Here is a 21,527-nt window from a genome sequence, read left to right as displayed (position 1 = left end):
TTATTAGTTTAAGGTGAACATTGCCGGAGTGATAGAACTAGCTGATGAGCCAGCCAGAGATGCTAAAACTGCCCCAGTGCTAACAAGACGGATCAGGGTATCCCCGGCTTGAGTGCCTGTACCTTGGGTAATAGTTAACTGCTCAAATTTGAGGCCGCCTGCTAATTCTAATAAGTCTTGACCAATAGTAAAATCTGCGATCGTATCAGTTCCATTTCCCGGCGTTAAAACAAAAATATCGCGTCCTTTGCCACCATTGAGCAAGTCGTCACCCGCACCTCCATTGAGAAGATCATTGCCTTTACCGCCAAAGAGAATGTCCTTGCCTTTGCCACCATTGAGCAAGTCGTCATCGGCATCTCCATTGAGAGTATCACTGCCTTTACCGCCAAAGAGAATGTCCTTGCCTTTGCCAGCAGAAACGAAGTCATTGCCTTTGCCACCCCACAGGGTATCATTGCCTTGACCGCCATAGAGAGTATCGTTCCCTTGATTACCATGGAGGAAATTGTCCTCTTCGTTGCCATTGAGTAAGTCATTGCCTTCAGTATCCATGACTGTATTGTTCCAAGTCGTACCAGAAAAAGGTAGCGAATACTGCAAGCCAAAGTCAGCAGCAAGTGCGTTGCTGTCGCGACGGAGAACGTTGGAATTGAAATGACGTTCGTACATTTCTCCATAGTTCCCTACTGCTTCGATCGCCTTCGCAGCAAAGTCCTTTGGCAAACCTAGCGCTTCACCTATATTCCCTTCCAACCCTAAGAATTGTCGAATGGCGGAGTTAGAGTTATTCGCGGGGTTGTCGTCAGTATTCTGGGTGATTAACTCCTCAATATTGCCTGAAGTAATGCCATATTCTTCTGCTTGAACTAAGGCATTATAAACCCAACGTACTACATCTGCCCACTTGGATTGATTTTCGTCAGTGATTAAGCCCAAAGGTTCTTTAGAAAGAACTTCATCGAGAATCCGATGCTGTGCGGGATTGGATAAGGTAGGAATCGTTGCACTCAGCAAGGGAAGGTCATTGGAGATAGCATCAACCTCACCGCGATCGTAAGCGGCAAACATTTCCTCTTTAGTGGGGAACATGACAGGAATAAATGTACCGCCCAACTCAGATAAAGCATCTTGAAGATTTTGTTGGGAAGTCGTATTTTCTACCAGTCCCACTTTACGACCATTCAGCATTGCTAAGGAAGAAATTCCGCTATTGTCTTTGACTAAAACTCCTTGGCCGGTATAGAGATAAGTGGGACTGTAATCAATGCCGAGACTTGCATCGCGAACTAAATTAACAGTCGCCTGACTTGCGGAAATATCCACAATGCCATTAGCCACGTTTGTAAAGCGTTCCAAATTATTTTGAGTCACCAACTCAACCGCATCGGGATTGCCAAACAAAGCGGCGGCGATCGCGTGCCCTAAGTCCACATCAAATCCTGCGAGTTTCCCGTCTGCTTGTGGATAAGAAAAACCAAGCGCTTCACCGTTCACACCGACTTTAACCACACCCCGTTTTAAAACGTCGCTTAAAACATTGCGATCGTCATTATCAATTAAAGTCGCATCAACCTTAGTACCAGAGAAAGGTTGAGAATACAACAAACCTCCCTCATTCCAGAGGAGATTGCGATCGCGATCTAGCCCAGGGAAGTGCCGATCGTATATTTCTGCGTAGTTGCCAACTTGTTTGATAACGTTTACTGCGAAATCATTGGCAAGCCCCAGAGAAGCTCCTAAATCGCCTTCTAAGCCCAGGAAACGACGAATCGCAGGGCTGGAGTCATTATTCGGATTATTATCGGTATTAGCCGCAATAATTTCGTCAATGTTTTCAGAGCTAATTCCAAATTCTTCCGCTTGAATCGGGACATTATTGACCCACCGCACCACATCGACCCATTGCGAGTCATTTTGGGGTAAGGCCAGGGCAATAGGTTCTTTGGAGAATTCTACGTCTAACAGACGGTGATTTTCTGGGTCGGCGAGGCGCTCCAGAATCAGGGCGCGGTCAGTGGCGTAGGCATCAATTTCACCTCGCTCGTAGGCGGCGACAACTTCTTCAAGGGTGTCAAACAATTTGGGTGTAAACTTAACCCCTTCAGGGCTTAATTGATTTTGTAAATCGTCTAATGAGTTAGTGCCTTCAATAATGCCAATGGTACGGTCCTGGAGGTCTAAAGCATTCTCAATGCCGCTATCTTTGCGAACGACGACCGCTTGGTAATCGTAGAAATAAATTGGACTGAAATCGATGTTATCCTCTGCATCCGCTTCTAGCTGGTGGGTAGAGCGTTGGGCAGCGATGTCTACAGTCCCATCCGCTACCTGTTCAAAGGCTTCTTCAAACGTGGTTGTTACCCGTTCTACTTTGCTAGCATCCCCAAATAACGCTGCCGCCAAAGTACGGACAAATTCAAAGTCAAATTCTGACCCAGAAGAAGAGGTGCCGAGTTTAATCTGACCCCGCTTGATAATGTCATCAAGAATCGTCTTTTCTGGTTTTTTTACTACATCGGGATTGGCAACACTGGGACTGGTTTGAGCGGAAATTTCACCAGCAGTCGGGGCAGGCTGGGCTGTGGGTGCGTCTACAATTTCAAGGATTTCACCTAAGTTAGGAAAGTTATTGTAGGTTTGCCCGTTGTTTTGAATCAGCGCGATTTCTTGTCCTTTGAATTCCAGAGTCCCAGCTAGGACGCTAAAGTCGGCTAGGGATTTAGTATTAAACCCAGTGGCGGAGATTTGAATTTTATCTCCTTGGGTGGGGTCAAAGTCGAGGATTAAGTCGCCGCCGTCGGAGGGTGCGTTGAAGTAGAAGATATCGGCACTGTCTCCGCCATTGAGTAAGTCCACACCCGCACCGCCGATGAGGATGTCTTGTCCCGCGTCACCCACTAACCAATCGTTTTCTTCGTTGCCTTCGAGGGTATCGTTGCCGAGACCGCCTTCTAGTAAGTCGTTTCCGGTGTTTCCTTTCAGTTGGTCATGTCCGGCATTTCCTTGCAGTTGGTCGTTTCCTTCGTTTCCTTCCAGGGTGTCGTTTTCTGCACCGCCTGCCATCGCATCATCTCCGGCGTTGCCTTGGAGGATGTCTGCACCGAAGTTTCCTTCTAATTTGTCGCTGCCTTCTCCTCCGAGGAGGCTATCATCGCTTGCACCGCCGCTCAGTTGGTCGTTACCAGCGAGTCCTTGCAGAACATCGTTACCCTCATTGCCAGAGAGATTGTCGTCGCCTGCGGTTCCGGTGAGGGTATCGTTGCCGAAGGTTCCGGTTTGGGGCGTCCCGTTTTGGCTATTAGCGCTGTTCTGTTGGTCGTTATCGGCAATTTTCAGGACGGCGGTTTGATACACCGGGTCGAGGGCGTAGCCAGTGCCGACATATTTGAGGTTGAGGGTTAAGGCTTCCGGCTTTTCTGGGAGGGTATCGTCTAACACCGAGAGGTCGATAACAGCTTCAGTTTCTCCAGGTGCGATGTTAATTTCCCCAAATTGACCGCCATTGCTGCTGTAATCTTGTCCCAGAGAGGCAGTACCGGAGAGGGTGTAGAGGATTTTCAGCCCTTGAGCGGGGGCTGCTTCACCCAGAGTGATGGTAAATTGTCCTTTGCTGTTGCTATCGCCTTCAGTGATGGTTGGGCTGGCGGTTACTTTCACAGTACGCTTTTCGTTCAGTGCGTACTGCACTAAGAAGGTGTCTGCCTTCAGTAATTCCTGGAGTTTAGTTTGGGATTCTTGGGCGGTAATTTTTCCTTCGATTAGCTGTTGGGTGACTTCGGGTAAGGTGCTGTAGACCGCTTTTTTGATTGGGCTGATGCTGGGTAGAACATCTGAAAGAGAACGAGTCAGCGCCTTTCCTACTAAGTCGTCAACTAAGTCGTTGCTTTGGGCAACTAATTCGGCGACTGCTTTTACAGGTTCGCTGGCAATAGAGAGATTGTGTTTTTCGGTTAATTGAGAAAAGAGTTTTTGCAGGTCATCGCCCTTGCTTAAGTCAAAGGTGTCAACCTTTTGCAATACTTCACCGAGGGCAACAATCACCTGAATTTCCGCATCTGAACCTTGATATTTTGCCGCTTTGAGGAATGCTGTGCCATTGAGCAACAGATTCATTACTTTGATGTGACCGGAGGCGATGTTAATGCCGGTGGTGTCATCTTTTCCAATAGCAGCGTAGGGGTCAAAGTTTTCTAAGGGTTGGGAGAGGGAAGCTAAGGGGAACCCTGAGATTTTTTCCAGCAAAGTTTCGACTTGTTCCGCCGCAATTCCTTGGCTTGAAAGAACTGCTTTGAGGGTGGTTAAGGGTGTCGTGGTTGTCGCTTCTGTAGCCGAACCGACTTGAGAAATTAGAGGTAATGTTGCAGGCAGGCCAGTGGTTGTGTCGATGCCGCCAATTCCTACAATTTGTCCTTCTTTGGAATCAATTTTTCCGTCTTTATTGATATCTAATGCAGCAATTTTGGACTCGTCAAAGTTGTATTCTCCGTTGTTGTCGGTGGTAGTTTGCAGTTCGCCTTCATCCGGTTTGAAGTTGCCGTTGGTATCTATGAATACTTTCGCGTCTGCTAAAGGGCCGTTGGAGAGACTGCCAACCCCCCGGAAATAGTTGCTACCTGAGTTACTACCTGAGTTGCTACCTGAGTTACTACCTGAGTTGCTACCTGAGTTGCTACCTGAGTTGCTGCCTGAGTTAGTACCTGAGTTGCTACCTGAAGTGCTGCCTGAAGTGCTGCCTGAATTGCTGCCTGAATTGCTGCCTGAATTGCTGCCTGAATTGCTGCCTGAGTTAGTACCTGAAGTGCCGGGAAAACTACTTGGGTTCAGAACTTGCACCGAATTATCAAACTCAAAATTCTCAACATCGGTGACGATTTTGACACTATTTTGACGAATAATTCTCCACCCTCTCTCTGTCTGGGTAAAGGTATAGTCATCCTTATTACCCCTCAAAATCAAGGTATCGTTACCAGAATCTCCATCGATGGTATCGTTATCTAAATCGCCAAACTCTAAGCTGCCGCTTCTTAAGATATCGTCCCCAATCCCGCCATCTAAGAAATCATTGCCTTCGCCACCAGAGAGAGTGTCATTACCACTAAACCCACGAATTTCATCGTTGCCGCCATCACCAGAAAGCTTATCATCGCCTTCGTCACCTACAATGTAATCATTACCCGCATTACCTGCGATGTCGTCATTTCCCTCCATACCTCCCAATAAATCTTTTCCATTTCCGCCTTGGATAAAATCATTGCCGGCTTGTCCCAAAATGAAATCATCGCCATCCTCACCAAAGAGCGAATCATTACCCACTCCACCTTCTAATGAGTTACTTTGAGCATCGCCTATGATTGAGTCGTTGCCGGTGGAACCAATAATTCTTTCAACCGAAACTAACTTTTCTTCGCCGCTGTCACCGGGAAAAGTGACTTTTTCTTGAGCTAAATTAGCAACAATTCCACCATTCCAAAAGCTATAGTCAACCGTATCGTTACCGGCTCCTCCATCCAGCAGATCGTAGCCTTTACCGCCGTTGAGGAAATCGTTGCCATCGCCACCATAGAGCGAATCATCGCCCTGCTCACCATAGAGGGTATCGTTGCCGGCATTCCCAAAAAAGATGTTCTTTTCATCAGCGCCATCCAACCTGTCGTTACCACTTCCACCAATGACGTTTTCAATTGAAACTAACCGCTCTTCACCACTGACTCGAAAAAAAGTGATTTTTTGCTGGGATAAATTAGCTTGAATACCACCAGTGGTATAGCTATAGTCGGCAAAATCGCTCCCATCTCCTCCATCGAGAAAATCTAACCCACTTCCTGGCCCTCCGCTGAGGGTATCATTGCCGTTGCCACCATAGAGCGAATCATTACCATCAACGCCACCGTAGAGTGAATCATCACCCTCACCACCTTGAAGGTAATCGTTGCCACCTTTACCACCAGAAAGAATGTTATTTTGATTATCGCCGGTGATTTGGTCATTTCCACTTGAACCGATGACATTTTCGATGGAAGTAAACCGATCAACACCACCAGAAAAAGTTGCTAGTAAGACTGATGCGAATCCCCGTCCTAGTGGAACAACTGTAACACCCCCGCTATTCAAAGAGCTATAGTCGGCCCAATCGCTTCCCTGTCCTCCCTCAAGCTCATTAGAGCCACTTCCACCAGAAAGAGTGTCGTTGTCTTCCTGACCATAGAGGGTATCATTCCCCTCATCACCAAAAAGCAAATCATTGCCCTTCCAGCCGTGAAGCTCGTCGTTGTGTTGGCCACCATAGAGGGAATCATTTCCGTCGTCACCAAAAAGCTTATCGTCTTCAGTCCCGCCCACTAGCACGTCGTTTCCATCAGCTCCTACCAGTGTGTCGTTTCCGTCTTCACCAAAAAGTTGATCGTTTCCATCGTTGCCTGCAACGTAGTCTTCCCCACCGTTACCAACGAGCACATCGTCGCCACCATTGCCAAAAATACGGTCTTTGGCGTGTCCTCCAAAGGCGGTATCGTTACCCAATCCGCCGTAAATTTCATCATCTCCCCAATCCTGCTGGTTTGGATCTCCTTCTCCATCAATGTAGTCGTTACCGGCCCCGCCGTAGAGCTTATCGCTGTGTCCTTGTCCGTATATCCGGTCATCACCATCGCCACCAGAGATACTATCTCGGCCGTTTCCACCATAAAGTTGATCGTTGCCAGTACCCCCATCAATTACGTCTGAAGGAAGACCACCAACTAGGGTATCATTACCTCCATTACCAAAGAAAACCTCGTTGTTATCCTTTCCATCTTTATATTCATTGCCCTCACCACCAACAAACTTCCCAGGTGGGATGAAAACCCTACCAGAGACAATCGCTGTGTCTGTGCTGGGCAACAAACCAGAGACAAAATTCTCAGCCCTTTTATACAAATCTGAAGCCACATCAACAACATAACTTCCTACTTTGCTAACTCCACCTAAACCTTCTTTTAAAAGGTCTTTTGCATAGTCAACAACGTCGCCGACAGCCCCCAAGAGTTTGTCTTTAACTTTAGTCGTTAAACTACCGAGACTTTTAAACTCATTAACAAAGGGATCTACCGATAAATCAACGATATTGTACCGATCTTTCAAGAAATCTACATCCATACGAATGCGATTTTCTTTTCCTAAAGTGAGCCCAACATCAATACCAAGGTTGTAGCCTGCTACACTAACCCCTAGCTTACCGGATATAGAAAGATTGCCGTTGTTAAGAGAGAAGCTTGCACTGGCTAGATCCATGCCAAACAGCTTAATTCCACCGGATGCTGACCCGCTCAGGTCTGAGGGATTCAAGGTAAATTTATCTAAATTAATTGCTAGAACGTCTGAAAAACCCAACTGAAAGTTTTTGAGGCTGATTTCTTTTGGGCTAAGACTCAGATCGAAGTTAGCTACTTTTTTGCCAAAAAGTTCTAACCCGGCATCGGCTTTTAATGATTGCTCTTTCGAGTTTAATTTCAGGTCTACACCTAATGTAGAATCTTTGCCTGTAGAATTTTTGCCGCTGGTGATTTTCAAAAATCCTAAGTCAATTTCAGGAATCTTCAAAGTTGCGCTTAAGCTGGGATCGGTAGAGAATGGATTTGCTGCCAAATTTATACTGGCTTCTTTACCCCAAAGATTTATTTGGCCATTGACTGCAATTCCTTGCGTTAAGGTAGTCTTCCCAAACGTGGTTGTCACCGGCACAAACTTGAGGAGGGGATCGAGCTCGGTACCTTCATCTGGGCCATCGATAGATACAATGGTGACATCTAAGGTCTCTTTCAAAAATTTCTTGGTTTTTTCGACAAAACCTGAGTTATCAACTCCTGCAACACTAAGGGGCACGGACAAAATGTCCACTAAGCCAATTGGTTGATAGACGGTTAATTCCATCCCAAATTTATCTGGTTCTTTGGGAGCTATGAATAAAACAGACTTGACATCCAAGCCGCCAACTTTGATATCTGCAAGGAGTCCAATATTATCTATGTAGGGCACTACATAAGTGCCGCCAAGCTGAAACGATAAATTTCTGACTTCTGAGTTACGCAAACCAAAGGGGTCTTTCCAAGCCGTACCTGAACCTAGTTGAAAGCTTGCTGTGAGTGACTTTGGATCTAAATTAAGTCCGCCTTTAAGCGTTAAGTCTGGTTCATCTTTTTGGAAAGGATCGTAGTTTTTGAGGAGGATATTTCCCTCAATACCAAAACTGGGTTTCGCCTTTTTGTCAACCCCTAATCCCAAGGCGGCGCCGGTGAGGGTGGCACTGAAGTCTGTCTGCGAGTTTTTATCTCCAAAAAGCGAAATATCAGTTGTAAACTTTCCTTTGAGGCTGGCTCCGTTTGAATCTACCTTTGTGGTTAGGTCTAATTGTTGAATTCCCAGTTTATCGTTAATGAATTTTCCGATACCCTCTGTGCTCTTTTCAAAGTTGGCAAGTCCAGAGATTTCATAAGTTTTATTGGGGGTATCAAGTTGCCCTATTCCGAAGCTGGGATTGGTTATAGGTACGGATAATGCTGTCGCAATTGTTTCTACACCAGGAACTCCTTTGAAGATATCAACTAGCGAGGTCTCTCCCTCATAGGTAATTTTTAACTCTTGACCTTTTTGATACTTGAATGTTATGTCTTTTCCGCTGACTTTTCCTGAGAAGCTATAAGCGGAATTTGGCTTGCTGGTGTCCACTGTGAAGCTGGGAGCGGTTATAGAGGTGGTTAATATCGCAATCCCTTGGGTTTCGGTGTCGGTCACTCCAACAGTTTTCAACAAATCAGCGATAGACAGGTCTCCCTTATAAGTGACTTTTAAAGCTTGACCCTTTTGATAATCAAATGTTACGGTTTTTCCGCTGATTGCTCCTGAGAAGCTATAAACGGAATTTGGCTTGCTGGTGTCCACTGTGAAGCTGGGAGCGGTTATAGAGGTGTTTAATATCGCAATCCCTTGGGTTTCGGTGTCGGTCACTCCAACAGTTTTCAGCAGGTCAGCGATAGACAGGTCTCCCTTATAAGTGACTTTTAAAGCTTGACCCTTTTGATAATCAAATGTTACGGTTTTTCCGCTGATTGCTCCTGAGAAGCTATAAACGGAATTTGGCTTGCTGGTGTCCACTGTGAAGCTGGGAGCGGTTATAGAGGTGTTTAATATCGCACTCCCTTCGGTATCGGTGTCGGTCACTCCAACAGTTTTCAACAAATCAGCTAGAGACACGTCTCCCTTATAGGTGACTTTTAAAGCTTGACCCTTTTGATAATCAAATGTTACGGTTTTTCCGCTGATTGCTCCTGAGAAGCTATAAACGGAATTTGGCTTGCTGGTGTCCACTGTGAAGCTGGGAGCGGTTATAGAGGTGGTTAATATCGCACTCCCTTCGGTTTCGGTGTCGGTCACTCCAACAGTTTTCAGCAGGTCAGCTAGAGACAGGTCCCCTGTATAAGTGACTTTTAAAGCTTGACCCTTTTGATAATCAAATGTTACGGTTTTTCCGCTGATTGCTCCTGAGAAGCTATAAGCGGTAGTGGGCTTGCTGGTGTCCACTGTCAAGCTGGGAGCGGTTATAGAGCCTGTTAATATCGCACTTTCTTGGGTGTCGGTCACGCCAACAGTTTTCAACAGGTCAGCTAGAGATACGTCCCCCGTATAAGTGACTTTTAAAGCTTGACCCTTTTGATAATCAAATGTTACGGTTTTGCCGCTGATTGCTCCAGAGAAGCTATAAGCGGAATTTGGCTTGCTGGTGTCCACTGTCAAGCTGGGAGCGGTTATAGAGCCTGTTAATATCGCACTCCCTTGGGTGTCGGTCACTCCAACAGTTTTCAGCAGGTCAGCTAAAGAAATATCACCCGTATATTTAGCTGTTACCTTGTCTTTAGTTACGCCAAATTCTACTTGTTTTTCACTGACGGTTCCAGTAAATTTATAAGTTGGCTGGTCGGTGTTTAAAGCGCCTATGATTAAGCTGGGATTGTTAATTGAGCCGGTTAATATCGGACTTGCTGTAGTGGTAGGAACTCCCACAGATTTCAATATATCTGCTAGAGAGCCAGCACCGTTATAAGTGGCTGTAATTGAATCCGCTAGAATCTCAAAAGTTAATGGTTTTAAAGTATCGAGGATATCTTGGAGGGCTTTTTGTGCGGTTGCAGATATGCTAACGTTGGCATCTTCTAAACTTTTTTCTACTTCTGACCAAGAAGAAGAGAGCAATAATACCGAAGCATAATTTGCCATCATTTCTGGAGTAAACGCAGAGGCAAAATTGCCTTCTCCTAGAGCGACTTCTAACTCCCAGTCACCGCCCAATGCCGCATTCCCAGTTAAGTTCGCTGAGGCCGCAATATTTGCGCCACTCAAAGTCCGTAATTTGGCGATAAATTCTGTACCTGCATCTCCTGCGGCGACTTGACAGCCATAAAGAAACAAGCTCGGTGATACACTTTCACGGGCTACAAACCACTGTTTCAGTTGTTGGGCATACTTGCTCAGAGTATCTAGGCTGAGTTGGGCATTTCCCAAATACACGCAACCGGGCGCACCGTGGGAAACAATATGCACTCCCGTAATATCGCGACGATTAGCAAGTTCTTCAGTAATTTGGCTAATGCCATCTTTTGTAGCGTCAAGAATAATTACTTCTGTTCCTGCTTCTACTCCTGCTGCCAATGTTTGATAATCGGCAATTTGAGCATCGATGAAAAGAATCGCCTTTTGGATGTTGGAATTAATCATGTTAATTAGGAACCCGTGTTTTTTCGGGTGATTTGTAAATTGAGAAAAATCAAACTTGCACTCTGTTCTAATTTTTTTTATTAGAAATAATTAAGTTGTTCCGTCACAACTAACCTGAACCGTTCCAACAACTTCTGCCCCATATCTCCTAACTGCTGGGTCTACGGCTCGATTTTCTGCATCGCCCGCGAGGAAGGCGTGGCCAGTCCGTTCTCCCAATTGTTCAGGTTAGAGAACACCACACCGAGACGTGCGGGAAACTGCTTTTGAATCACTCCCGTTTGTTGTCTCAGGTCACGCATAAAATCTGCCGATATAAAGTTGCTTTTTTAGCAGAAATCGCTTATGTGGGACACAACTCTACTCTTTCATTGTTAAAACCGTAGTACGGTGATCGTAATCACTCCGATCTGTGATAGCGATCGCCCGCGTCGCATTTCCCCCCGATCGCCCCTCACCCCGCCCGGAATTGCCTTTAATCAGTTAAAGTAAGAAAAATAAGCGCAAGTACCGTCACTTTTGAGCGACAATGGCATCCTCTTCCTCTGTAGCAGTTCGCGAACTCCCCTTATTTCCGTTGCCGGAAGTGGTTCTATTTCCAGGTAGGCCACTCCCACTGCAAATCTTCGAGTTTCGCTATCGAATCATGATGAATACGATTCTGGAGGGCGATCGGCGTTTCGGTGTGCTCATGTGGGACCCCAACCAAAACAAAGTCTCTGCCGTTGGCTGTTGCGCCGAAGTGATTCACTGTCAGCGCCTGCCGGACGATCGCATGAAAATTATGACTCTAGGTCAGCAGCGGTTCCGAGTGCTCGACGCCGTTCGCGAAAAACCCTATTTAGTCGGTCTAGTAGAATGGATCGAAGACGCACCGCCGCAACAAGACCTCAGACCTTTGGGAAAAGATGTCGAACAACTGCTGAGAGATGTAGTTCGCCTCTCCAGCAAATTGATGGATCAGCCGATCGACCTCCCGGAAGACATTCCCAGTTTGCCCACAGAATTGTCGTATTGGGTTGCCAGCTACCTTTACGGCGCAGCGACAGAACAGCAAACTCTTTTAGAATTGCAAGATACTGCTGCGAGATTGGAACGCGAAACCGAAATTTTGACTTCTACTCGCAATCACTTGGCAGCGAGGACTGTACTGAAAGATACACTCAAATAGTCAATGGGGCAGGCAAAAAGTACGATCGGTTTTGCCTGCATGGAAGCAAGAATCACACAGAGTCATACCATTTTCGATTTTCGATTTTCCCATTGGAGATTAAATAATTGAGAATTAATAGACCTTTTACACAAATATATAGCAACGGGCAAGATGCCCGTTCCACAAAAATAAATTATTCTGTGGAACGGGCATCTTGCCCGTTTCTAAATTAGATGCTTGTGTTAGAAAATCACGACCAACCGAAACCCTACGATGCAGTTAGAGGCGGTCAACTGCCACCTCCTGTGGGCGGTGTAGTGCTCGGCGGACTAGCAGGAGTTAAACATCGGCTGTCTAGTTCTGTCAACGAACATCGAATTGCCGCCCTGAGAGAGACCTTGAATTACGGCGATGCAGGCTTAAAAATAGTCATCAAGATTTGTCAAAGCGAAACAGGGACTGTGCAGCGGGCGGCCTGCGATTTGCTTCGACAAAGGCTGAATTCGATCGCCCGCGAAAAATTACAGGCCTTTGTAGCTTCAAGTTCAGATTCAGAAGCTGAGTTAGATAGCACGGAAAAAATATTAAAGCACTCATCCGGTGCAGTCTCAGAAAAAAATTACGATCGGCAAATGTCCGAAGCACAGTTAATATTTGAGACAATTACGCAGCAAATGCAACCAAATTTGTTGCTATTAGAAGCACTGGTAGCCTCTGTAGAACGCGAAGAATTTACCAGCGAACTGATGAATCTTTGGGAACTATTAATCTTAGAAATTCAGGAACCTCTCAAAGAACTGCGTCAGGCTGTTGGCAGTGCGATTTCCGCCCAACTGCGGATTCAGTGGCTGTACAATCAAGCTGAATCTCAAGCCAACCAGTGGCAGCAGCGAGCTTTGCTAGCTCTTCAGACACAGGAGGAGAATTCAATCCGCCTCGCCGTGGTTCGCAAGCAGGTTCAATTCGATCGGGCTGCAGAACTAAAAATTGACTTAGACTACCAAACTGTGCGAGTAGAAACTCTCAACCGCAACTTGCTGGCTTTGGAAAGTAAGATTGCTCAAGCTAATTCCAAGAAAGAGATCCTCAAAATGCAGCTTCATTTTGCTAAGGTACAGCAGCAAATAGACTTCACTTTCAGCCAAGTCAATAGTATATTTTTTAGTCCTTAGTTGTCGAATTCTGCGGTTATATATTATTGCGTGATCTCAAACTTGTCTGACGCAAAAATGTATTGCTCCACTTAAAATGGCCTTCTCTAGCTTAGCTCCATCCAGATTAGCGCCGCACAAAAATGCCCCGCTCAAATTAGCACCGCTTAAATCAGCTCCTCTCAAGTCAGCGCCCTCAAGGTTACTTTCACACAAAAAAGCGTTTCTCAAGTTTGCTTTTCTGAGAGTCGCTCCCCGCAGTTTAGCTTCGCTGAGATTGGCTTTTTCTAGGTTTGTATTGTCCAAGCAAGCATCTAGGAGGTTCGCTTCCATCAAGTTGGCGTTTTGCAAGTTTGCTCCGCTCAAATTAACACCTATCATTTTGGTGTCGCTCAAGTTGGCGTTTTCCAAGTTTGCTTCAATCAGGTCAGCTCCTGTTAATCTGGCGAAACTTAGATCGGCTCGGCTCAGGTTAGCCCCATTGAGTTTTGTCATCACCAGGCAAGCATTCTTTAGCTTGGCAGCTATTAAGTTGGCCCCCCTTAAGTTCGCCAAAGCAAAATTTATTTCCTTGAGATTTGCACAGGCTAAATTAATATGAATTAGGAAAGCTTCTCGCAAAGAAGCCTCTTTCAAGTTGGTTTCATGAAAATTTCTTTCTCCGGCTGCGTATCGCTTGAGAAGTTCATCAGCATTCATCTCGCCAGCCTCCTAAGTTTTACTTAAAAAGTATAGTACATAAAAAGAAATTATACTACTGACACTAAGCTGTAGCAACCAAAGATTTTTAAAGTTTCTGTGTGATTTTTTAATTCTTCGAGTGCCGAGCGAACAAATGCTTGGCAGGCGTTAGCCTCAACGTCCATAAAGAAAATATATTCTCCGAGCGATCGTTTAGTGGGTCTAGATTCAATCCGACTTAAATTAATACCGCGACTGGCAAATACTTGCAAAGGTTTTACCAGTGCTCCCGGCATATTGGCTGGTACGCTAAAAGCTAGCGAGGTATGGGTGCAATTAGACGCTGAAGCATCGAGGATCAACTTAGAAGCAGATTGGGTAATGGATTTAAGGGATGAGTGATCCCCTGGTTCTACGTTGGCGATTTCTCCCAAACTCCTGCTGAGTACCCAAAATCGAGTGTAATTATCGGGATAATCATTAATGGGGTGAGCTAAAACTGGCAAATGGTAAAGTTCAGCAGCTCTTGGCGAAGATATCGCTGCTACATTTCTATCTTCCAGATATTGCAATGCTTCCGTGGTAGAATTCGCCGGAATTAATTGAGCTGAGGGAATAAACTGCCCCAACCATACCTGACACTGAGCTAGCGCTTGCGGGTGAGAGTAAACTTTTTTAATCTCGTTAAAATTTTTAGCATTAGACACTAGGGCGTGGGAAATTGGCAAAACTAAGGCGTGTTGAATGCGGAGTTGATCGAGTCGCCACAGTGTATCTAATGTGACAGTGACGCTGCCTTCGATCGAATTTTCGACGGGCACCACTGAATAGTCAACCTGCCCTACGGCCGATGCCTCTAGCGCTTGAGAAATGGTGGAATAAGGACACAGGGTGCATTCCAAGTTAGTATTCAGGCTCAACCAATTGACATAAGCTAGAGCCGCTGTTTCTGCATTTGTACCAACAGGGCCGAGATGTGCGATCCTCTTCGAGGGCTTCGCTAACGAAATTTTCATTTAGAGGCAATTTTAGGTTACAAATGTTTGCTTTACTCTCATCAGCTAGGAAGTATGATGAAAAATTAGCGATGTCCCGAAAGGTTTTATCAGTGATTTCTCGGATGACATTGCTGGGTTAGCGACAAGCGTGCGCGACAAGGGTGCGCGACTGATGTCACCTTAAAAAAGGTGATACTTTATTAAGATATGCTTAGGAATCCTATATTTTGATATTTTCTCATGTATATCCGCTTTAATTCTTCCCAATCCGTTGAGCTCGCCGTACCAGAGGAACGGGTTCCCATTCAACATTATCTGCGCCAGCCGAGGCGACTGGTGAACGCCCTTGTCGATCGAAGTCGCACACAACAGCTAAACGATGACTGTTTCCGCCTGAAAATGCGACCGTTACAATTTATGATGCTGAGCATTCAACCCACAGTAGACATGAGGGTGTGGGCCCAGTCGGATGGCACAATCAATTTGGAGTCCGTCGCCTGCGAAATTCGGGGCGTGGGTTATATCAACGATCGCTTTGCTCTCAATCTCAAAGGAAAGCTTTGTGTACACCAAAGCAGCGGGGTAGCATACTTGAAGGGAAAAGCGGATTTGGAAGTGCAAGTAGAATTACCGCCGCCGTTTTGGCTGACGCCCAAACCCATTTTAGAAGCAACGGGGAACGCTTTGCTCAAGAGCGTACTGCTGAGCGTCAAACAGCGGTTGATGCACCAGTTGCTCTTAGATTACCGCCGCTGGGCAAGCAGCGAAAGTGAGCTAAGATCGATCGCTCTCCCCCCAATCTTATCTTTAGAAGGGTGAAATCCTACTAGAGCAAGACTTAAGTGCCAAATAGTTTACTGAACTTGTCCATAGTTAATCACCCTTGAGGAAGTTTTATGTTTGCTGTCAAGCGAGCGCTAAAACTAAATAACAGAGAAGCGACCTTGATGGCGAAACACGCAGGATTCCGGCGCGTAGTTTTCAACTTCGGGTTGAGCCTGCGGACTCAAATGTACAGCGAGGGGAAATTTACCGACTCGAAGGTACTCAACGAAGTCAAGAAAGTTCTCACCAATCATGTCAAGAAAAAGCCTGAATTCGACTGGATGAACCAGTTATCTAGTCGAGTTTATCAAAACGCTTTGATTGACTTAAAAGATGCGTTTAGTCGGTATCGTTCCGGGAAAGCAGGTCATCCGAGATTCGCCAGTCGCCGCTGCGGCCAATCTTTTACGGTTGATTCATCTAGCGGTAAAGTTTTGCTAGTCGCTGGGAAAACTATTAAAATTCCTACGCTGGGAACTTTTCGACTTTTTGAACCATTAGAGTGTGGCTTCGTCTCCCAAACTTTTACGGTTTCAAAAGAAGGCAATCGCTGGGAAAGTTTCCTTCTGCGTTGATGCAGATCGTTTACCCGTTCAGCAGCCTGAAAGTTCTGTAGGAATTGATGTCGGTGTTAACTGTTTTGCAACCCTGTCTAACCAGCAAGTCTTTAATGCACCAAAACCGCTAAAGCAAGCGAAAACCAAGCTTGCCACTTTACAGCGCCAGGCGTCAAAACAGGTACGGGGTTCTCAAAACCAGCGCAAGACCTACAACAAGATTAGGCAACTCCACGCCCGGATAGCTCGCATTCGCTTAGATTTTCTTCAGAAGTTGACAACTTATTTAGCCAAAAAATTTAAACTAATTAAGATTGAAGACTTGAATATAAAAGGCATGATGGCGAATCATAAGTTGGCAGGGGCAATATCTGACCTCGGATTTTACGAGTTCAAACGTCAACTCGATATGGCGTGCAAAATGTATGGAGCTAACTTAGTGTTGGTAGACCAATGGTTTCCTAGCACTAAAACTTGTTCCAATTGTGGTACAAAAAAAGATATGCCACTAAGTATTCGGACTTTTAACTGTCCTGCTTGTGGCATATCTTTGGATCGCGACTGGAATGCTAGCCTGAATATTGTGAATTGGGAACCCTCGGCTTGAGGGGGATAGCCTACTTATCTTGGGATTAGCCGTCTACCCAACAGCGTAGGAAGTGAACTCGAAATTGTGTCTAAAAATGAGTTTAGGCAAGTTTAGATAAGTTTTACAAAGCAGAAGCTGTTAATTAATGTATAGGGATATTTAGGCACCAATCAGGCGACTGACCACAATATTAGTTAGACGCTCGAATTGGGCATCGGTCGCTTTGTGGGAACTAGCCAACAGCGATAGATAGATAGCTGCCGGTCAGTCAAGATCGATTTGAGTGATCCCTCCAAGTTCATCGTCTTCGATTATTCCCACCCCCCCCGGCAAAGGAGTTGACCTGTCTTTTGAAACTTCGTCCTTTGGGCGGACTTCGCGCTGCGGTGGCTTGATTATTTTGCCCGGTTGATTCGTTGCGGCCACCCGAATCCTGATTTTTGGCCCGGAATTGCCCAAGCGAATGGTCATCCCGTCCACAACTGACACCTGAGCGATCGGTCTATCATTTACATAAGTGCCGTTAGCCCCAAAATTAATAATTTCCCAGCCGTGGGCGTGATTCCACAGTTCTACGTGGTGGCGGGAAACTACAGCGCTGTAAATAATTACATCATTGTCGTTCGATCGACCGATGCGAACCACCGGTTCTGATTCAAAACACCAACTTTGAACCGGGACAGACTGGATAGGATGTAAAAGAGTTAAGGTAATCACTGATGTTTTGACACTCCACCGCCAGACAGAAACGGGGATACTTCTAGAGAGATTTTTTGGGAGAAAACTGCAAAAAATTTGATTTTTAAAGCCGTCGTCAGTGGGCAACTATTCCGTCTATCGACCCTAAAAGTCGAACTTTTGGCTGCTTGAGGCATTTGAACAAACTTTTGATGGTTAGCTTTTGGCGCAGGCGCAAATTTTTGCTGTTGTCGGTAACAACCAAACACGATGTTATTAATCGGGTGAACTTCCCAGTGATGGACAGCGGTTTTAACCGCTTGATTAATTTGGTCGGTGAGGGAGCGATTGTGCCGATGGGTGAGCCGCTCAATTCGATCGGCCAAATCACCCTTTTCCGGCTGACGAACCAGAGAATTTAACTCAGACCCGCGCTGGTTGCAGCGCTGATTCGTGTTCTCGATCGGGCGACAGTCACTGCTCAACGTCTCGCTGTTTATAAAGAAAGAAGTTAACCAATTATTAATCCTGGGGTCTCTAGATAAAATACTTGTTGGGTGTATCTGAGATGTTGCACCATTCTCAATTACTTGTTTAGGAACAGGCAAGATGCCTGTTCCACAAGAAAATTCACTCTTTGTGGAACAGGCATCTTGCCTGTTCTTGAGAATGGTGCAAGATGTGAGTTGTATCAAACAGCATAGGTCTTTTTGAGTTGCTAACATTTTCCTTATTGATGCGATACCTTTAAAATACAATGCTTTGAGCAGCACTGGAATTTGGAGCGACAACGCATCACTCTCTCATAGCCAAAATACCGATCGACCTTCCTCGCGCGCGCCGCCCCAAAATGCGCTCGGCAATTAGTCCCCCGGCCAGGGGGAAGGCCAAACTTCAGCTCAAATCTGACTCAGGCGGCTCCGGTTTCGGCTCTGGTCGGACAGATTCTTGCCTTTGCCGCTTCAACTCTGCAACTTTTTCTTGAGCTACATCCCTGACTTCTAGAGCTTTATCTTGGAATTTTTCCGCCAGACTTTGAGCGCCCCGCTTCACACCTGCCACATTTTTGAGAGTTCTGTCGAAATCTTCGTGTAAAAACTCTGCTACCAGACCGACTTTTTTGTGCAGTCCGTCCGCGTACTGCACGGGTTCCGATACAGCAGCTTCAGAGACGATCGCCCGCTTGCTGCCAATGGTCGAAATAGCTGCCACAGGTAACAAGTAAATGTCGTCTAAAACACCGCGCCAGCCGCTCGATTTAAATAGGTAGTGGGTGACTGAACCCGTGCGGACATCAAATAGGTAGTCAACCACTGCACCTGCCTGATTCCCAGCATCCGTGAGTACCTCAAGCCCGATCGGACAAACAGCTTGTTCCGGCTGATGAAGTTCCGGCAGTTCCGGGTTAATGGTGACAAAAACATTTTCCCCCACCGTATCTACTTGCGCCCAAGCGAACCAAGTTTTTTTGCTGCCCAAAAGTCCCGACTTGCAAGTAAAGCCGATCGCCCGCTGGGAGTGAGCGTCTAGCCAAACCCGATCTACCCTGCCGACCTCTTCCGCCGTTCTGCGGTCGATGGTGCGGCGGTTGAGCAGTTCGCTGCGCCTAACAATTTGTGGTGATGTACTCATAAATAAACTCCTGAGTGCCGCCTTTGAAAAATCTCGATCGTCCAAAGAAGCCGATTTAATATTCTTCTTCCGAATAATGGCGATTATTATCTGCCTGGGTTAACTCCTCCTCATCCCTGGAAGTGCCAACTTCTTTTTGGTCGGGAACAGGAATCGTGCTAATGTGCACGCCGCCCGAGGGAGCGTGAATTTCCTTAGCCTCCCTGGGCTTGACGCTAAGAAGTCCTAACTGGACTGAGGACTGATTCGGGCCTACGTTGATTTGAATTTTCGGCCCTGAGCGAGCCAAGTGAACGATCAGACCGTCCACAATGGGAACCTTAGCGATCGGCTTACCATCGAGGTAAGTGCCGTTGGTACCTAAATTGATCAGTTCCCAAGTTATGCCGCTGCGCCGCAATTCGATGTGGCGACGAGAAACCACAGCGCTAAAAAGAACGACGTGGTTTTCCGTCGAGCGCCCGATCCGGACGACCTGCTCGTCTTCAAAGATCCAACTGCGGACGGGTATAGACTGGAGTGGATGTAGCAAGGTCAGCTTAATCACATTGGCAGAATTGAGTTTTGGTAGAGCGCCTCAAGATGCGATTTTAGATTTTAGACTTTCGATCGCCCAATCCAAACTCGATCTAAGAGATTTGAAATAAAAACGTAACCAGGTCTCCTTTGCCCAGAGAGATGCGGTCTCCCGGTCGCAACCGGTGGCGGTTTCCCTTGGGTAGTGGAGTATTGTTGACGTAAGTGCCGTTGGAACTGCCTACATCTTCTAGGTAGCAAGCATCTCCCTCCACCCGGAGATTTGCGTGTACCCGAGAAACTATCTCAGAATTAGCAAATCCCGAAACATCAATATCCGGCGGAACTAAGTCATTTGGCTTGCCTATGTGAACCACAGACAGACTGTGAGGTAATTCGATCGGCGTATTCGTCTGAACGTGTAGCAGGCGCGCCGACTGCTGTTGCAGTTGAGTTTTAGCTACACCTACTGGCTGTGGGCCCGGAACCGGAGGAGAGATATTTACTGGTGTTGCCACCGATTCAGTTGTAACAGGAACCGAGGGCGAAGGGGGGGGATCGGGAATCGTCGGAAGGCTGGCGGGAGTTTTTTCCAAGTTGAGCCCCTTATTCAGGGTAACTAGAGGTTCCATTGCCATCAAGGGATCGGGTGGCACTAAATCGGGCGCCGGTGACGATACCACTGTGGGGCCTACAGGCGAGGGGGACGTTACTGTCACCTCAACTTCTGGAACTATGGAACCCGGACGCAAGTTAAAGCCACACTGACCGCAAAATGCTGCATCTGTCTGAACTGCTGCACCGCAGTTCGAGCAACTTGCGGTAACAGGTAAAGGCGTGTAGCAAGCCTCACACTGGCTGGCCCCGTCGGGGTTCTGGTGATTGCAATTGGGACAGACAATCATCGATTTCTCCTTGCTATCGGCCAGATTTTCAAATCAGCCTCATAAAAATACTCGTCGTGTATATGGTCAAATTTTAACTTTAACCGCCACAATTCTTATATTGCTTCTAATACTAGCAACTGAGCTGACGCCGTGACGTTAGCTGTGATGGGCAAGATTGAGTTAGTGATAATGCTGACTGTGTTGGCACGCTGGCGGCTCTGTCGGCTATTTTACGGAGGAGCCAGCAGCCACATCGAGCAGCCACCAAAGTTCGCCTTCTGGTTGAACGAGTCTGGCTGGATAGGTCATTTCGTCGGCTGCGGGGGCAAAAATTTGAGCCAGGGCGGGTTGTTTGCTGGCTCCTGCGACCATGAAGATGACGCACCGGGCGCGGTTGATTAAGGGGACTGTAAAGGTGATGCGGGGTTGACCGTCTTTGTTGCCGACAGTTACTAGGGCGTCGCGGACTTGTAAGGCTGCTGTGCCTGGGAATAGAGAAGCTGTGTGGGCGTCGTCCCCTATGCCCAATAGAATGATGTCGAAAGCAGGAAACTCGCCCTCGGATACTTTGAAGAACTGCTGCAATTCGATTTGGTGCGCCGAGGCGTCGGCTGCGGGGTCGCCGGCGCCTGTGGGCATGGGGTGGATGTTGCTGGCGGGGATATTTACTCGATCGAGCCACGCGAGGCGCGCCATTTTTTGATTGCTGTCTGGGTGTTCTGGGGGAACGTAGCGTTCGTCGCCCCAGAAGACGTGAATTTTGTCCCAAGGCAGGTCTTGGGCTGCGATCGCTCTGTAGAGGGGTTCCGGTGTGCTTCCGCCCGCTGCGGCGATCGTACAAACTCCGCGTTCTGCTATGGCGGAGTGGATTTTTGACAGGACAATCCCGAGCGATCGATCTATTAATTCTTCCCGATTTGCTAATACTTCTACTATTTTTTTCATCAATTTCCTTTCTCTCTTTCCTTGGGTGTTGTTCTCAGCAATTGCCAATTTTACCTTGACATTTTGGTTTGAGGTCGAGCGGCTGACCGACCCGGCAGGCCGGGCACAGCATCCCATAAGATTTTATCATCAAAAAAATGGGCGGAGCGAAGCGGATGGCCCAAAC

At 46.7% G+C, this 21,527-nt stretch carries 15 protein-coding genes; 5 read left to right on the top strand and 10 right to left on the bottom strand.

Annotation, left to right across the window (positions count from 1 at the left end):
* Positions 1-3 precede the first annotated feature (3 nt).
* Positions 4-10,749, bottom strand: a complete 10,746-nt coding sequence (locus QUB16_RS01365) for a DUF4347 domain-containing protein (RefSeq protein WP_333313492.1) — start codon at positions 10,747-10,749, stop codon at positions 4-6.
* Between the two features lie 161 nt (positions 10,750-10,910).
* On the bottom strand, positions 10,911-11,051 hold the full coding sequence (locus QUB16_RS33450) for a helix-turn-helix domain-containing protein (protein ID WP_445251084.1): 141 nt from the start codon (positions 11,049-11,051) through the stop codon (positions 10,911-10,913).
* 227 nt (positions 11,052-11,278) lie between these two features.
* Between QUB16_RS33450 and QUB16_RS01360 the strand changes: the two genes are divergently transcribed.
* Positions 11,279-11,920, top strand: a complete 642-nt coding sequence (locus tag QUB16_RS01360) for an LON peptidase substrate-binding domain-containing protein (protein ID WP_015174045.1) — start codon at positions 11,279-11,281, stop codon at positions 11,918-11,920.
* Positions 11,921-12,135: 215 nt separating this feature from the next.
* Positions 12,136-13,074, top strand: a complete 939-nt coding sequence (locus QUB16_RS01355; protein WP_333313490.1) for a PspA/IM30 family protein — start codon at positions 12,136-12,138, stop codon at positions 13,072-13,074.
* A 36-nt stretch (positions 13,075-13,110) separates the two neighbouring features.
* Here QUB16_RS01355 and QUB16_RS01350 read toward each other — a convergent pair whose 3' ends face one another.
* On the bottom strand, positions 13,111-13,752 hold the full coding sequence (locus QUB16_RS01350) for a pentapeptide repeat-containing protein (RefSeq protein ID WP_333313488.1): 642 nt from the start codon (positions 13,750-13,752) through the stop codon (positions 13,111-13,113).
* 50 nt (positions 13,753-13,802) lie between these two features.
* Positions 13,803-14,750 (bottom strand): prephenate dehydratase, encoded by a 948-nt coding sequence (gene pheA, locus QUB16_RS01345; protein ID WP_333313486.1) that lies wholly within the window; start codon positions 14,748-14,750, stop codon positions 13,803-13,805.
* Between the two features lie 222 nt (positions 14,751-14,972).
* Here pheA and QUB16_RS01340 point away from each other — a divergent pair, with 222 nt between their 5' ends.
* The 3 genes from QUB16_RS01340 (at position 14,973) to QUB16_RS01330 (ending at position 16,721) form a co-directional block, all read left to right on the top strand.
* Complete coding sequence (locus tag QUB16_RS01340) at positions 14,973-15,551, top strand: DUF1997 domain-containing protein (RefSeq protein ID WP_333313484.1); 579 nt, start codon at positions 14,973-14,975, stop codon at positions 15,549-15,551.
* Between the two features lie 77 nt (positions 15,552-15,628).
* On the top strand, positions 15,629-16,132 hold the full coding sequence (locus tag QUB16_RS01335; protein ID WP_333313482.1) for a helix-turn-helix domain-containing protein: 504 nt from the start codon (positions 15,629-15,631) through the stop codon (positions 16,130-16,132).
* Positions 16,062-16,721 carry an RNA-guided endonuclease TnpB family protein gene (locus QUB16_RS01330; RefSeq protein WP_333313480.1) on the top strand — a complete coding sequence of 220 codons (660 nt, stop codon included), beginning with the start codon at positions 16,062-16,064 and terminating at the stop codon, positions 16,719-16,721. The genes QUB16_RS01335 and QUB16_RS01330 overlap by 71 nt, the downstream gene beginning before the upstream one ends.
* A 246-nt stretch (positions 16,722-16,967) precedes the next feature.
* Here QUB16_RS01330 and QUB16_RS01325 read toward each other — a convergent pair whose 3' ends face one another.
* From QUB16_RS01325 to pgl, 6 genes are all read right to left on the bottom strand, one after another.
* The gene (locus tag QUB16_RS01325) at positions 16,968-17,420 is read right to left on the bottom strand and encodes an FHA domain-containing protein (RefSeq protein WP_333313478.1); all 453 of its coding nucleotides are present in this window, start codon (positions 17,418-17,420) and stop codon (positions 16,968-16,970) included.
* Positions 17,417-18,106 (bottom strand): hypothetical protein, encoded by a 690-nt coding sequence (locus QUB16_RS01320; protein WP_333313477.1) that lies wholly within the window; start codon positions 18,104-18,106, stop codon positions 17,417-17,419. The genes QUB16_RS01325 and QUB16_RS01320 overlap by 4 nt, the downstream gene beginning before the upstream one ends.
* Positions 18,107-18,275: 169 nt before the next feature.
* Positions 18,276-19,013 carry a PRC-barrel domain-containing protein gene (locus QUB16_RS01315; protein WP_333284384.1) on the bottom strand — a complete coding sequence of 246 codons (738 nt, stop codon included), beginning with the start codon at positions 19,011-19,013 and terminating at the stop codon, positions 18,276-18,278.
* Positions 19,014-19,068: 55 nt separating this feature from the next.
* On the bottom strand, positions 19,069-19,560 hold the full coding sequence (locus QUB16_RS01310; protein ID WP_333313475.1) for an FHA domain-containing protein: 492 nt from the start codon (positions 19,558-19,560) through the stop codon (positions 19,069-19,071).
* Between the two features lie 82 nt (positions 19,561-19,642).
* Entirely contained in the window at positions 19,643-20,434 is a 792-nt protein-coding gene (locus tag QUB16_RS01305) for an FHA domain-containing protein (protein ID WP_333313473.1), read from the bottom strand.
* Positions 20,435-20,641: 207 nt separating this feature from the next.
* Positions 20,642-21,361 (bottom strand): 6-phosphogluconolactonase, encoded by a 720-nt coding sequence (gene pgl, locus QUB16_RS01300; protein ID WP_333313471.1) that lies wholly within the window; start codon positions 21,359-21,361, stop codon positions 20,642-20,644.
* Positions 21,362-21,527: the final 166 nt, after the last annotated feature.

It is taken from the genome of Microcoleus sp. D3_18a_C4, from assembly GCF_036702415.1.
Lineage (GTDB): Bacteria > Cyanobacteriota > Cyanobacteriia > Cyanobacteriales > Microcoleaceae > Microcoleus.
The sequence above is the reverse complement of the archived record's forward strand: the minus strand, read 5'-3'. Positions and strand labels throughout refer to the sequence as shown.

What these genes read in the sequence shown, in the direction of transcription:
- QUB16_RS01365 (WP_333313492.1), bottom strand. Translation starts at nt 10,749, where the DNA reads ATGATTAATTCCAACATCCAAAAGGCGATTCTTTTCATCGATGCTCAA.
- QUB16_RS33450 (WP_445251084.1), bottom strand. Translation starts at nt 11,051, where the DNA reads ATGCGTGACCTGAGACAACAAACGGGAGTGATTCAAAAGCAGTTTCCC.
- QUB16_RS01360 (WP_015174045.1), top strand. Translation starts at nt 11,279, where the DNA reads ATGGCATCCTCTTCCTCTGTAGCAGTTCGCGAACTCCCCTTATTTCCG.
- QUB16_RS01355 (WP_333313490.1), top strand. Translation starts at nt 12,136, where the DNA reads ATGCTTGTGTTAGAAAATCACGACCAACCGAAACCCTACGATGCAGTT.
- QUB16_RS01350 (WP_333313488.1), bottom strand. Translation starts at nt 13,752, where the DNA reads ATGAATGCTGATGAACTTCTCAAGCGATACGCAGCCGGAGAAAGAAAT.
- pheA (WP_333313486.1), bottom strand. Translation starts at nt 14,750, where the DNA reads ATGAAAATTTCGTTAGCGAAGCCCTCGAAGAGGATCGCACATCTCGGC.
- QUB16_RS01340 (WP_333313484.1), top strand. Translation starts at nt 14,973, where the DNA reads ATGTATATCCGCTTTAATTCTTCCCAATCCGTTGAGCTCGCCGTACCA.
- QUB16_RS01335 (WP_333313482.1), top strand. Translation starts at nt 15,629, where the DNA reads ATGTTTGCTGTCAAGCGAGCGCTAAAACTAAATAACAGAGAAGCGACC.
- QUB16_RS01320 (WP_333313477.1), bottom strand. Translation starts at nt 18,106, where the DNA reads ATGTTAGCAACTCAAAAAGACCTATGCTGTTTGATACAACTCACATCT.
- QUB16_RS01315 (WP_333284384.1), bottom strand. Translation starts at nt 19,013, where the DNA reads ATGAGTACATCACCACAAATTGTTAGGCGCAGCGAACTGCTCAACCGC.
- QUB16_RS01305 (WP_333313473.1), bottom strand. Translation starts at nt 20,434, where the DNA reads ATGATTGTCTGTCCCAATTGCAATCACCAGAACCCCGACGGGGCCAGC.
- pgl (WP_333313471.1), bottom strand. Translation starts at nt 21,361, where the DNA reads ATGAAAAAAATAGTAGAAGTATTAGCAAATCGGGAAGAATTAATAGAT.